This window comes from Clostridium sp. LXY-7 (genome assembly GCF_056172015.1).
The window spans coordinates 57,187-72,230 of record NZ_JBLLJL010000004.1; the positions used below are offsets into that span (position 1 = coordinate 57,187).

Consider the following 15,044-nt stretch of genomic DNA (forward strand, 5'->3'; position numbering starts at 1 on the left):
ATATAATATTATTTAAGTAATTTAAGTAAAATTATAAATTTGGAATAATTTATATAGGGAATAATATATTTACATAAATTTTAAGTATAAAATAAAATTACTTAATAAAATCAAAAAAAATATAATTCAGTTAAATTTTGAACAAAAAACATAGAATTTTCACATAAAATTCGTTGAAAAGATTTTAAAATTATGGCAGAATTAGAAGAAATAAAAACAATTAACCAAAAGGGGATGAATTTATATGAAGAAAAATACTAAAAAAGTTATAAATGGAGCTTTAGCTACAGCAATGTTAACTACAGTTGCAACACCAGCATTAGCTGCAAATGCTGATGCAAACAAATTATATAAAGATGCTTATGACGCTGTAATAGCAGCACAAAAATCAGGATCACAAGAATCAATCAATGTTGCAAGAAATGCTATAAAATTATTAACAGGAACAGATGCAGCATTTGCTATTGGAGAATTCTCAAAGCAAGTAGATAGTCTTCAACAAAAATTATTTGTAGAATTTATGGACATACTATTTGATAACAATAACAACCCAGTAGAAAAAATAGGTCAAGCTCAAATAAATAAAGCAAGAGCTTTAGTATTAAGCTTTGATACTTTTGAAGGAAATAAACCATACACAGCTTCATGGTCATCAGCAGTAGATAAATATCAACAAGATAACATAAATGTAACTACAGCTGCAGTAGAAAAAGCTGAAGCTACTACAACAACAGAAAATATAGAAAAAGCTAAAGCTTTAGTTAATGAGCTTTTAACAGTTGAGAATAACGAAACAGTTAAAACATATGCTCAAGGACTAAAAGAGAGAGCTGAAAAATTAAGTGCAGAACTAACAGTAGCAGAAATTTCTTCAACTAATAATAAAGAAGTAACAGTTAGATTCTCTAAAGAAGTAGATAAAGAAACAGCAGAAAATTTAGCTAACTACAAATTCACAACTAAAGGACAAGCTAAATTAACTGGTGGAAAAGCTACTCTTTCAGAAGATGGAAGAACAGTAGTACTAACACTAGCTACAGAAGCTAAGAATCAAGAAACTGCTGAAATAGAAGTTTCAAATGTTAAAGATTTAGATGGAAAAGCTGTAACTAAAGAGAAGAAAGAAATAATGTTCTTCGACTCAGTGGCTCCAACAGTAGAAAACTTAACAGTAGTTGGACCAAAAGAAATAGAAATAGAATTTTCTGAGCCATTAAAAACAGCTCCAACAGTATTATTAGATAACGGACAAGTGTCTTCAACAGTTAATCATACTGCTGGTTCTAATAAAGTAACAGTTAAGTTTGGTTTAAATCTTAGTGAAGGAGACCACACTGTAACAGTTGAGGGCGGAGTAGATTATGCTGGATATAAAGTAGTAAAAGCTAACACTGACTTTAATTATAAAAATAACACAGAGGAAGTTAGTGCTGAGGTAGTTAAAGCTAACCAAACAGAGGTTACTGTTAAATTTAGCAAACCAGTAAAAATAAAAACTGCATCAAAGGTAAAAGTATTCCATACTTATAACAATAGTGCATCTTATAAAGGAACTATAGAATCTGTAGATGCAGTAGATGGATATAGCGATACATATGTATTAAAATTCACTACTCCTATGGCAGATAGAGCTGATAATAAAATATTTATCAACACTGAAAAAGATGTTTTTGAAGATAGATGGGGAAATGACGTTAATTCATTAGAATTAAATACAGAAGTTAAAGTTGATAACAAAGCTCCAGAAGTAGCTGAAATTAAAGCAGTAGAAGATAAAAAAATAACAGTTAGATTCAATGAAAAAGTTAATGCAGCAGATGCAATTAACAATTCAAACTATGTTTTAAAGAAAGCCGATGGAACAGAATTAACTAATAAAGAATATTCTTTCTTAACTAAAGATGGAGAATTCAATGGATTAGCTAAGTTTACTTATAGTGCTGACAAGCAAACAGTAACTATAGAGTTACCATCAGCTTTAGAAGGCGGAAACTTTAACTTAACAGTTTCTGGAATTAAAGATGTTTCTTACAATGAAAATAAAATGACTAGCCAAGATGTTAACTTTACTGTAACTGATACAACAGCTCCTGAAATAGCTAGCGTAGTAAAAAATGGTGCTAAGATAAGAGTTGCATTCAGCGAAAACATGAATACAGAAGGATTAACTACATTATCTAACTATGAACTAGTTAATAAAACTACAGGAAACTTAATTAAATTCCATGATGATGCAGAAGTTAAAGTTGTAGATGGAAAAACAGTAGAAATTGATTTAGTAGAAGCAGTAGATGTTGCAACAAATGAGTTAAAAGTAAGAGTAAGTGGAAACTTAAAAGACTTAGCTGGCAACAAAATAAATGGAGTATATACTGAAAAAGATGTAGTAGAAGATGCTATAAATGCTGATTCTATTGTAGAAGTATATACTGAGTCTAAAACTGAGATTTCATTTGTTGTAGATCAAGAGTTAGAAGGAAACTTAAGCCCTGATAACTTCCAAGTTGAAGGTGTAACAGATGGAATAGCTTCAATCAGATATGTAAACAAAGATGGAAAAGCTACAATAACATTAACAGTAAAAGAAGGTAAGGAATTAGCTACAGATGCTACTCCAACTATAACTATCAAAGAAAAAGCATTAACTAATAGATTTGAAACATCAAATACTGTAGCTATTGTTACAGAAGCAGCTAAAGATAAGATTGCTCCAGAGGTTCTTAAAATTACAAATGCAGATGGAGAAAAAGTATCTGATATAAGAATAATAGCTTCAAACAAAATAGAAATAATGTTCACAGAAGCTATGAGCATGGCATCTATATCAACTCAAAGTTTTAGTGTAGATGGATTTAAAGTAACTGCTTTTGAAGCTGGAATTGGTAACAAATCTGTAATATTAACTCTTGAAGCAGAAAATGGAGAAATATTAACAACTGGATTAACTGTAACTCAAAATGTAGCAGTTGAAGATATAGCAAGAAATAGAATGGTTGACTTCAAAGGAAAAATTACAGTTGACAAAGTAAGCGAAGCAAAAGCAGCTAAAATAGCTGATATCAATCTTCAGCTTGTTGAAGAAACACCAGTAGTAACAGCAGAGTTACTTACAGAAGCAGGATTAGATGCTTCAAAAGTTACAGCAGAAAACCTAGCAACTGTTATAGGAACTTTAAAAGAGGGAAGAACAACTCTAGGAAGAGATTTAACAGCTGCAGAAATGCAAAACTATGTTAACGAAGCAGTTAAATAATATAGTTTAATAGATAAAATTTATTATAAAAATATAAATTTGAAGGAGATGAGGAGTAGTCCTCATCTTTTTTAGTTTAACCAACAATTTTTACTAGCATATTGAGAATTTTACATTTATACTATACTATGTAGGATTATATTTGCAATTGTTGAAGTTATAGGAGGTATAGTTATGGAGAATAAGAGAATTTTAACAATAGATTTAAAACAAAGAAATCATGGGAATTCTATGATTTTACAAATAGAAGATTCTAGAGAAAATTTACCTATGGTTCTTGATTTAGATGTAGCTGAGGCGTTAAAGAAAATTAAAGAATACATAATGAATAAAAACTTTCAAGAAAGTGAAAAAGCTATAGAGAGAATTGCTCCTTATTTAAGAGTAAATAAGAATCATGATTTGATGGAAGAGTATAGCAATCTAGGTGATACGTCATATACATTATCAAATGCTAGTAAATGGATGAGCAATCCCAACTCTTTAGAAAGCTATCTATGGCTTAGGAGAACCTATTACTATTTGGTAGCAATTAAAGGTTCAAAAAAAATTGAGGAATTCCAAGGAATATATGATGAAATACATAGTCTAATTAAAGTGTATATTGACGAATATGATATGATGGCTACTTTAAATAGTTTTAAAGATATGCTTGCATCAGATAGTAATATACCCTATGTAATGGGAATGATAGATAGTTTAAGTGAAATCTATCTATACAATGAAACACAAAGAAATTTTTTAAATGAATTAATAGAACAGGTGAATAAGTTAAGAAATAAGGCATTAATAAGTTTCAATAATAATGAAGGGAAAATTAGAAATTTAAAATTCTTATTTCCTTATGAATACAGAAAAATATTTAAAGACAATAGAGTTAAATTGTATTTTAGGCAGTTAAAGCAAACTTATACTGATTATAAAAAGTTAAAGGTAGATATGAAGTATATGTACCAACTTTATACTATAAATACTAGTGAGAATTTTTACTCTTATTATAATAATATTATAGCTGTAAATGTTGAAAATTTTAGTGAGTTAGAAGAATATTATAAAGAGTATATTTGTAGAAAGCTTTATGAAGATAAAGTAAAATTCTATACTGTAAAAGAACTTAAAAAGACTATAGATAATTTTATAGAAAAATTAAAAATTAAAGAAGTTAAGAATATACTTCCAATATAGGAGGGGAGATTATGGATAATTTATTTGATAGATTATTTAAAAATAAAGATAAAAGTGAAAATGATGAAATTATTAAAAGTGAGGATAATATTCTAAAGGATAGTAAATCAAAAATTCCATTGATTTTTGATTATGGTACTTCAGATTTTAAGAAAGAACTTTTATATGATGAATATGAAAAGTTAGTAAAAGATGAGGATGAATATGAAGATACTTTAGAAATATATACATTAAGTGTTTATCATGGATTTGAAGGGGTAGAAGTAGCGGTTTTTATAAAAAATACTTCAGACAATATTGTAGAATTATATAATACAAACTTAATTTTGATAGATCCTGAAGGAAAGAAGTTAGCAGAGAAAGTAATTAATTTTAAAGGAGAGGTAAGAATTTCTCCTAAAAGTAGCTTTTTCTATGAAATATTATTTGAAGACATATTCTTAGATGAAGAGATTAAAGAACTCCAAGTAAATTTTTCATCTTTTAAAGACATTAAAGCTTCTTATATAAAAGATATGGATATGGAAAATCTTTTAACTCAAGAGTTTCCAGAAGATATTAAAGAATTTTTAAGAGAAAAATTTTATGAAATTCCATCAATTAGAGAGGGTGAGTTTATATTAGATCCCCTTTGTGCCTTAGGAGAACAGAATGGAATAAATGTATTGATGCTACTGAGAAATGCTAGTGAAAGAGAAATTACTATAAATTCCATGCCATTAAAGGTGTATTTTACTAAAAACATACCTATCTATATTGGAACTTTTAATATGATGGATAATGGATTTAGTGTAGAAAAAAATAAAGGGAAATTGGTTAGTTTTAGAATACCAAAAGAGGTTATAATGGGAGAACCTATCATTAATTACGTATATACTGTGGAAGTAAAATAAACATATTTTCAATTTATAGAATATACATTTTAAGTAGAGTATAATTATTTATAGTAATAAGGTTTCTAAGAAAAGGGATAAAGAAAATTGATAGATATTTTCTTTTAGATGACTTTAAATCACAGGAGCATTATATAGTATACATATAAGGATGGGATTGTTATGGCAGGAATATTAAATATATTGGGAAGTTATAGTGATAGAGAGCTTAAAAAGATAAATCCAATTGTTGATAAGATTGAATTATTGGAAAGTGAATATAAGAGTCTTTCTGATTCTAGATTAAGGGATAAAACCTTAGAATTTAAGAAAAGATTAGATAATGGGGAGACTCTAGATAATATATTACCAGAAGCTTTTGCAGCGGTGAGAGAAGCTGCTTTTAGGGTTTTAGGTATGAGGCATTATAGGGTTCAGCTCATTGGTGGAGTTGTTCTTCATCAAGGAAGAATCGCAGAGATGAAAACTGGAGAAGGAAAAACTCTTGTAGCTACTTTGCCTGCATATTTAAATGCATTAAAAGGAGCAGGAGTTCATGTTATCACTACTAATGATTATTTAGCTAAAAGAGATAGAGATGAAATGGGACAAGTCCATGAGTTTTTAGGACTTACTACCGGTGTTATTATTCATGATATGAAGCCACAGGAGAGAAAAGCGCAGTATGATTGCGATGTGGTATATGGAACTAATAGTGAATTTGGTTTTGACTATTTAAGAGATAACATGGTTAAGAATAAAGAAGAAAGAGTTCAAAGAGGACTAAATTATTGTATAGTTGACGAGGTTGACTCTATTCTAATTGACGAGGCAAGAACGCCGCTTATAATATCAGGTGAGGGAGAAAAATCCTCAGTACTTTATAAGACTGTAGATAAGTTTGTTAAAACTTTAGAGGAAGAACTTCATTATGAAGTAGATAAAAAGGGAAAAGCCGTTGTTTTAACAGAGGACGGCGTAGTATATTTAGAGAAGACCTTTGGAATCGAAAATTATGCTGATTTAGAAAATAGAGAGCTTCAGCATCATATAACTCAAAGTTTAAGAGCTAATTATACTATGCATCTTAATAAGGACTATATAGTTAAAAAAGGCGAAATATATATAGTTGATGAGTTTACAGGAAGAGTTATGGAAGGAAGAAGATTTAGTGAAGGCCTTCATGAAGCTATAGAAGCAAAAGAAGGTGTAAAAATACAAAAGCAATCTAAAACTCTTGCAACCATTACACTTCAAAACTATTTTAGAATGTATAATAAGCTTGCAGGTATGTCTGGTACTGCTGTAACGGAAGAATTAGAGTTCCAAGAAATATATAAATTAGATGTTATATCTATTCCAACCAATAGGCCAGTTCAAAGAATAGATTATAATGATGTGGTGTATAAAACTTTAAGAGGTAAATATAACGCAATAGTAGAAGAGATTATAGAAGCTCACGAGAATGGTCAACCTGTACTTGTGGGAACATCCAACATTCAAAAATCTGAAGACGTATCTTACCTATTAAAGAGAAGAGGAATAAAGCATTATGTATTAAATGCTAAACATCATGAAAAAGAAGCTAAGATTGTAGAAAAAGCTGGAGAAAAAGGTGCTATTACTATTGCTACAAATATGGCAGGTCGAGGTACGGATATAAAGATAAGTGATGAAGTTAAGAACAACGGTGGACTTAAAATTATAGGTACAGATAGACATGAATCCAGAAGAATAGATAATCAGCTAAGAGGAAGAGCAGGGCGTCAAGGTGACCCAGGTAGTTCTAAATTTTTCATATCTCTTCAAGATGAATTGATAAAGAGATTTATGGGAGAAAGATATGAAACCATGTTTAGTAAATTAGATCTTTCAGAGGATATGCCTTTAGAGAGCAAAATGGTATCAAAAGCTGTAGAGAATTCTCAAAAGAATATTGAGGGAGATAATTTTGAGGTCAGAAAAAATTTAATAGGCTTTGATGATGTGGTAAATAGGCAAAGACTTGTTATTTATGAGGAAAGAAATTTAGTTCTAGATGAAGGTGATGTAAGCTCTCATATTAAATCTATGATAAAATTTGTAGTTGAAGATATGGTTAAGAATTACCTTAATACTTTTGTTAAGAATAGCAACTTTAAAAAGGAAAATCAGGAGAATATAAGAAGCTTAATCGTTTTTATAAAGGATTTTGGAGTAGAGCATGAATTAATTAACACTGAAACTTTAGAAAGACTTTCAATAAAAGAGATAATAGAGCTATTAGAAGAAGTATTTTTAAACAAATATGAGGAAGTAAGAAGTAGTTATGAGGAAGAAATTTTCTTATCTTTAGAAAGTGGTATTTTATTAACTAATGTAGATGAAAAATGGATTGATCATATAGATAATATGGAACATCTAAAACAAGGAATTAAGCTAAGAGCTTATAAACAAGTTGACCCTGTTAGAGAGTTCCAAGTAGAGAGTAGCGAAGCCTTTTATGAGATGGTTAATAGTATTAAAAAAGATACTATAAGTCATATAATGAAGTTAGCTCCTAAAATTGCTAAAGAAGAAGAAGAAGAAGAGCTTAGTGAAGATGTGGTTTTAGAACAGGAAATCTAATCTTCATGTAAATAGTTTGATTCGCAATAATATGTAGTGAAAAACCAACAGCTACTTAAAATAAAGCCTAATATTAAAATTGAATTTAATTATTATTTCTCTAAATATTCTTTGTACAAAATTGTAGAAATCATGTCTATAATTCAAATAAAATACAATATAGTAAAATAGAAAAATAACTTCTATTTTATTTACAACTATGATATAATATACTAAAGAATATGTTTTTACTATTTAAGTTATTTTATTACAAAATTATGTTAGTTCTTATTTAAGTTATATATAAAACTCCTATTATACAGAGATAGATGAATGATGTAGAGTTATTCATTTATCTCTGTATTACTTTGGATTTCAAGGTAATACAGAATAAAAGGTGATTCCTCTGAGGAATCACCTTTTATTGTTTGGCTTTGTTTTAAATGGTTGTTGATTTTAGAACTATATATTATTGCGAAACGGTTTAAGTGTAAACTTAGATTCCTGCAGAGCAAAGGAATCTCTAGTTGCCTGTACCCGGATGGGTGAACTTATGCAGAGCTGTGAGTAATAATATATAGTTCATTATCAACACTATCTTAAAACAAAGCCTACTGTTTTTAATAGAATTTTTGAGTTTGCTCTATGGATCAGAAGGAATCTGGGAATAATTAACAATTTATTAATAAACATAGTAAAAAAGAAGGAATATTTTCGTACAAGCTTTATATACTATATAAATTTCAATAATAAAACTACATTATACAAATAGACTTTTATTTTATGAAATATTGAAATTGAACTTCATATTATTGCTGTGAATACCATTTGCAGGAAGCTTAGATTTACTTAGGCTATGTGAAAGTAAAAAGCGTAAGAAAGACAACCTGTTCGAGTGAAGCGAGTTGTTGTCTTTTAGCTTTTTACTTGAATAGAGCCTTAGTAAATCAAGGTTTCGAAACGGTTGAACAGTAATAATATGAAGTTCTAATTAATCTAATTTTCATAATATAGTCTATTTGTATAATGTAGAAACTTAATTACAACTTATATATTAAAAATATTTCATATAGGAGGATATAAAGTGAGAAAGCATCTATTGTATACTGCTGCTATAACAACTACAATTTGCATGTCTCCATTGACCACTAAGGCAATAGGCTTGGAGGATATGCTGTATAAGACTGCTTTTGAGTCTGTAATTTTTGCAAAGAATAATGGTACACAAGAATCAGTAAATGTTGCGAGAAAAGCTATAGTAGAATTAAATAATACAAAGTCCAAGTGGGCAATAGGGGAGTTTTCTAAACAGTTAGATGAAGTTCAACAAAAGCTCTTTAAGGAGTTTATGGGAATATTATTTGATAGTAATAATAATTCTGTGGCTACATTGACTCAACAAGAGATTAATAGGGCAAGAATATTGGTTTCAAGCTTTTCTACTTATGATGGAAATAATCAATATATTTCTTCTTGGTCCTCTGCTGTAGATCGATATCAACAAAAGAACATAGATGACACCGTAAAAGCTATAGAACTTTTGAAGTTAGAATATAATAAGGAAGCTAAAGAGAGAGTAATAAAATTATTAGAGGAACTTTTAAGCGTAGAGAATAATCAGCTAGCTTTAAATATAGCAGAAAAATTAAAAATTGATTTAAATATCTTAATAAGAAGTGTAGAAGAAAATCTACCTTTAGAAAATTTATCCTTACCTTCAGCTGATGATTTACTAGTGGCTAAACCAGATTCCAATAAACAGCATAAGTTACCACCTGTAGAAAATCCATCCTCATCTGCAGAAGATGATCCAATAAGGAATAAGCCAGACCCTGAGGATGATAAGAATCCACCTATAGAAAATCCAGGACAACCTTTAGACAATACCCCTCCTCAGGTAAGAAAAGTAAAGGATGTATATGGAGAACTTGTATATGATATAAGAATTAATGGAAAAGATAAAATCATAATAAATTTTACTGAATCCTTGAAAAAGAGCCTTATAAGCAATAACACCTTCGCAGTTGAAGGTTTTGATGTTTACGAAGTTATAGTTGAAGATGGACAAGTTACCTTAAAGGTATCTAATAAAGAAAATAAAAATTTAAAACCAGGTATATTAGTTACTCAGTTATTAGAAATAAGGGACCTTAGTGACAATAGATTAAATAATTTTAGTGGTGTTATCATGATTACAGAAGATAATTTAGATGGCATAGGATTTAATGGTGTAGAGGATTTTAATAAATTGGGGATACCTGGAGTAGATCATGGAAATCTACAGGCAATTAAAAATATACTGGATAAGAATAAAGACAAGTATCATTTAAATGTGAATGAGTTAAAAAATATAGTTATTCAAGTCAATAAAAATATAGCCACTATAAATAAGGTGGGAAATAAAGAAGTTGTGGTTACTGAAGAGAATTACATAAAAGGTGGCATTGAGGGAGTGGATAACTATAACAGCGTTATAGTAAATGGTCTAATTCTTCAGGCTAAAAATTTAGGGATTGAAGAGAGAGTCATGACGCTAATTCAGGATGAAGAGGCAATAGAGGGATATCTTACGGCAAAGGATATTCAAGGAATTGTGGATGAGTTTGGAGATGAGATTAGAGAAGTTAAGAAATTAATAGATGAAATTAAGGGACTTCCAAAGGAAATAAAGGAACAACATAAAAGTATAGTTATAGATTTAAGAGAAAAATATGATGCACTAATCGGAAATATGAAAGATTTAGTAGGAGATAATGTGCTTAATATACTAATTGATGCAGAGGGTAAAATAAAGGAATTGGAGAATGAAGAAGAAAAAGAAAATGAAATAGAAGAAGAAAATAAAGAGAAAGTGAATACGGTGATAAAAGTTATTAATGAATTGCCTAATAATCTTACCTTGTCTCATGAGAAAGATGTTATAAAGGCAAGGGAGCAGTATAATTCTTTAGATGATGACTTGAAGGAGTTAGTAATCAATATAGAGTTATTAAAGAAGGCCGAAGTTAATATGGTTGAATTGTTCATAGGTACTATACCTAAAATTGAGAATATTGGATTAAATCTAAGGCCATATATAAATAGTATAGCAGATAAATATAACATTCTTGATGAAGTTGAAAAATCAAGGGTAAGTAACTTGAATTTACTGATAAGGGCAGAAATAAAATTAGAAATAAAGTATGCAGAAAGTCTAGATAGACTTAGTTATATTAATTGGCTTCCAGTGCCTAAGGCTATTACAGAAGGAAATCTAATATTAAAGAATCCAAATGCTAAAATTGAAACTTTAATTATGAAAAGAGATAATTTAAGACAGGTTTTAGGGGATTTGATATGTAAAACTCAGGATATGTATGAAATAACGGAGCTAGATGAAATTTAAACAGTATATATAAGTTTCAACAATAAAACTATATAATAAAAATAGACATTCTTATAATTTATTTAAGTTGAATAGTAATAATATAAAGTTCTAATTAATCTAATTTTTATAAGAATATCTATTTGTATAATGTAGAAACCTAATTGAAACTTATATGATACGAGAATGTGTAAGAAAAGAGAACTACACGTTGATATTTATACAGGGTGAAGTTCTCTTTTCTTACAGTTTTTTAATTTGCAAGAAATCTAATAATATATAAGTTGTAATAAAGTTTCTACATTATAAATTAATTGATATGAGCTTCATATTATTGCTGCGAATACCATTTGCAGAAGGCTTAGATTTACTTAAGCTCTATGAAAGAAAAAATCGTTAAGAAATACAACCTGCCCGAACGTAGTGAGTTGTTGTATTTTAGATTTTTTATTGAATAGAGCTTTAGTAAATCAAGGTTTCGAAACGGTTGAGCAGGGATAATATGAAGCTCAATTTCAATAATTCATTAAACATACTTATAATATGAATTATCTTTATTACAAATTATATAGTTAATCAAGATTATCAGCCTTAGCATTATCTTTTAAGGTAGCAGTGGCATTAATTTGCTTTGATTGAGGATATAATGTAGTACTACCTAAATTAATAGTTACCGTATTTTCATTAGTAATTTTGAATGTGAATTCACCTTTGGACAATGATTGAGGAGTAGGAAGTGACCCATCAAAATAATTATCAGCAAGCTTTTGAGAGGTTATGGAATCAGGAGCTGTTCCGCTCATTAATTCAGTTTTAATGGCCATAGCAATAGCTCTAGCATTGGAAACATCGGCATTAAATTTAGCTTCATTTACTTTATTTATGAGGTTAGGAGTTACTATAACTGTTAAAATAGCTATTATGGTAACTGCAATTAAAACCTCTATCATAGTAAAACCTTTTTTGGGAGTATTTATTTTCTTAGTAGTATTTATATGATGATTATATTTTGCTTTACTTAAAACTCTTATGGATATAAAATTTTTGAATTTTTGATGCATAATAACACCTCACTTTTAGAGTAAATTATATCCATAAAAGTTTGTTTTATACATGGTGCAAATAAACTGTGTAGGAAGTTTGCTAAGTACAACAGAGTTGTATTAATTAGTGATTACTAATTAATAGTTACTAATTACTAATTAAATGATTTCCAAAACTCCCCGTTGGTATCTATGATATCCATAATCTCCTCATAAGGTATTCTAAAGGTTGGATATCCAGCTGAATAAGGAGCGATTTCATAAGGTGTAAAGTAGATAAATAAGGCATCACTGTGTACATAGAAGGGCTGGTCTGGCTTTATTGCAATGATCTGATCTGGAAATACATAGTCATATTGTTTATCTGTTTTGATTTTTTCATTTATGATTCCACTTAATCTGGTGGTATAATCACTATTTTTTTTAAATAAATCCTCTAGGGTATAAAATCTACCTGATACTAAATCTATATGAGGATATACTCTTGTAGAACTTCCATGAGCCGCGCCGAAGTAATATTGATACCCAAATAGTAGTGGTACTAATAATCTATTTTTAAAGAATTCTATAGAATAATCTCCATAATAACTATATCCAAGCTGTTCATTAGGATCTATATCTTTAATCTGTGATAAGTCTTTTAATTTACTATTTATCTCTGTTAGAGTACTTGCATTATTTCTTCCTTTTAATTCAGGATAATACACTAAGTAGTCCTTATTAGGATTAAATTTTATTTCTACAATATCTGTGTTACCATTTAGGGGAATAATTGAGTTTTCTTTCCACACAAGCTTACCTATTTTATCATAATAAGAAGTTCTATAATCTATATCAGCACGGATTAGACCATCTTCTAAGGAGAGGATTCCTCTTCCTTTTACTATAGGTAACTGTTCATCCATAGTACCGTTTTCATTTAAAAAGTAAGTATTTGTTCCATCATAGACGGAAGCTATGGAGTTTTTAAAATTTTGTATGTCATAATATTTAAAGTCGGTTAATATATTACCATCAGTGTCTCCAAGGGCATAAATGGACCCAATATAAGATTCTGCTGGATTTATGGCTTTTCCAAGAGCTACTCTATTATTTCCTAACATCAATATGCTATTGTATATTGGATTATATATAAATTTTCCTGTTTTATTTATTAAACCATATTGGTTTGTGTAATTATTAGAGATATTAACCACTGATCTTGAATCTTTAAAAGGCTCTACGCTAGTATAGTTAGGGGGGATTACTATATTTCCCATTTCATCAATAAATCCATGTCTTGAATTAGGATTTAGTTGAAATGGCAATAACCCTTCACTATGATTTCCTACATAATAATAATTATAGGTGTGTAATACATCACCATCAATATTAATTAAATAGAAAGTATTAGTAGCTTTTTTTACTACTGCCTTCCCTAATTTGAAATCGGAGGCATCTTCATATTTTAAAGGTATTATCTCTGAACCACTTCTATCTAAATAACCATAGAGAGTGGGGGTCCTTTCAGAAGTGTTATTTGCTAAGGCTCTTCCGTCACTAAGTGAGCTTATATAGCTATATGCCTTAGGAGTTAATATTGTACCTTGCTTATCTATTAGTTGAAAGCCGCTGTTATCTATTACAACAGCTCTTCCTTCGGAAAATGGTGCTATGAATTGGAATTTAGGAGGTATTACATATCTTCCACTTTTATTTATTACACCTTGAAGATCACCTATACCTGCTATAGCTAAATCATTGGGTTGAAAGCTAAGGGCATAGTCAAAACTAGGGGGAATTTCCATTTCACCTAGATTATTTATATATCCAAATTTAGTTCCTTGAACACTCCTTACAGGAGCTGGGTAGAGTTGTTCCCCAGCACGGGACATTTTAGATATAATTACTTTCCTTAGAGCGTTAATTTTTTCCTTTGAGGGATAGGGTGATTTTTTAGCCATATATATTGAGCAGAGGGCATCATTATAAAAGCCAGCTTTTAATTCTGCATCGGCCAAGTAATACCAATAAAATAAGATGTGTGGGTTTTCCTTAAGTTGGTTTTTATAAAAGGAAACTACCTTTGGAAAATAATTTGGATAAGCATCTAAATCAATATGAAGTTTATCCTTATGCCATTTGTATATTTCTACATTATAACCTTCTCCAGTATCATGACTCCATAGAGCAATTTTAGATTTTTTATCATCACAAGATTTAAATGTTTCTATCTTACTATAATATGTTTCCTTTTTTAGAGCTTTATATAATTTATTTTTGTGTAAGTATAATATATCTAACTTGTTCCAAGAAGCTCCTAACTGATAACCTAGAATTATGTCTGATCTACCCTCTTTTGTAAAGGGCATTATATTAAAATAGTTTATATGATTTCCCTCTATTTTTTCATTCAATAGTTTGTGAAAAGACCCCATAGAAGCTTTAATAATAAGTATATAACCCTCATATTTTAGCCTGTATAATACTACAATCTCTTTGGCAGCATCTCCGCTTAAATTACCAAAGCATATAGCAGCTTTAGTATTAGAAGGTTTAGCATCAGAAGAGTTACATTTGATAGTTATTATTTCAGCCCTATGAGGCAGAAATTTATTTATTGCTGCTAAGTAAGTTTTATCATTAACCATAATCAAACCTCATCTACACATATTTTCATATAAATCATTTTATGCAATAAGCACCCCAGAGGTGCATACAAAAAATGTAACGACCCCTGGGGTACTCCTTTTATATGGGAG

At 29.4% G+C, this 15,044-nt stretch carries 6 protein-coding genes and 1 pseudogene; 5 read left to right on the forward strand and 2 right to left on the reverse strand.

The annotated features are described in order from the left end of the window. Nucleotides 1–244: 244 nt before the first annotated feature. The 5 genes and pseudogenes from ACI48Q_RS13495 (at nt 245) to ACI48Q_RS13515 (ending at nt 11,281) form a co-directional block, all read left to right on the forward strand. Complete coding sequence (locus tag ACI48Q_RS13495; RefSeq protein ID WP_474919640.1) at nt 245–3,253, forward strand: Ig-like domain-containing domain; 3,009 nt, start codon at nt 245–247, stop codon at nt 3,251–3,253. A gap of 174 nt (nt 3,254–3,427) precedes the next feature. Next, complete coding sequence (locus ACI48Q_RS13500; protein ID WP_474919641.1) at nt 3,428–4,438, forward strand: hypothetical protein; 1,011 nt, start codon at nt 3,428–3,430, stop codon at nt 4,436–4,438. Nucleotides 4,439–4,449: 11 nt separating this feature from the next. After that, nucleotides 4,450–5,331, forward strand: a complete 882-nt coding sequence (locus ACI48Q_RS13505; protein WP_474919642.1) for an SLAP domain-containing protein — start codon at nt 4,450–4,452, stop codon at nt 5,329–5,331. A 162-nt stretch (nt 5,332–5,493) separates the two neighbouring features. After that, a pseudogene (gene secA, locus ACI48Q_RS13510) lies at nt 5,494–7,890 on the forward strand (preprotein translocase subunit SecA); the annotation flags it as partial. Nucleotides 7,891–8,980: 1,090 nt separating this feature from the next. Further along, complete coding sequence (locus ACI48Q_RS13515) at nt 8,981–11,281, forward strand: hypothetical protein (RefSeq protein WP_474919643.1); 2,301 nt, start codon at nt 8,981–8,983, stop codon at nt 11,279–11,281. 551 nt (nt 11,282–11,832) lie between these two features. Here the strand turns inward: ACI48Q_RS13515 and ACI48Q_RS13520 are convergent. Next, on the reverse strand, nt 11,833–12,321 hold the full coding sequence (locus ACI48Q_RS13520; protein ID WP_474919644.1) for a type II secretion system protein: 489 nt from the start codon (nt 12,319–12,321) through the stop codon (nt 11,833–11,835). A 137-nt stretch (nt 12,322–12,458) separates the two neighbouring features. Continuing rightward, nucleotides 12,459–14,933 carry a WG repeat-containing protein gene (locus tag ACI48Q_RS13525; protein ID WP_474919645.1) on the reverse strand — a complete coding sequence of 825 codons (2,475 nt, stop codon included), beginning with the start codon at nt 14,931–14,933 and terminating at the stop codon, nt 12,459–12,461. Nucleotides 14,934–15,044: the final 111 nt, after the last annotated feature.

Coding starts and splice junctions, on each gene's coding strand:
- ACI48Q_RS13495 (WP_474919640.1), top strand. CDS start 245: ATGAAGAAAAATACTAAAAAAGTTATAAATGGAGCTTTAGCTACAGCA.
- ACI48Q_RS13500 (WP_474919641.1), top strand. CDS start 3,428: ATGGAGAATAAGAGAATTTTAACAATAGATTTAAAACAAAGAAATCAT.
- ACI48Q_RS13505 (WP_474919642.1), top strand. CDS start 4,450: ATGGATAATTTATTTGATAGATTATTTAAAAATAAAGATAAAAGTGAA.
- ACI48Q_RS13520 (WP_474919644.1), bottom strand. CDS start 12,321: ATGCATCAAAAATTCAAAAATTTTATATCCATAAGAGTTTTAAGTAAA.
- ACI48Q_RS13525 (WP_474919645.1), bottom strand. CDS start 14,933: ATGGTTAATGATAAAACTTACTTAGCAGCAATAAATAAATTTCTGCCT.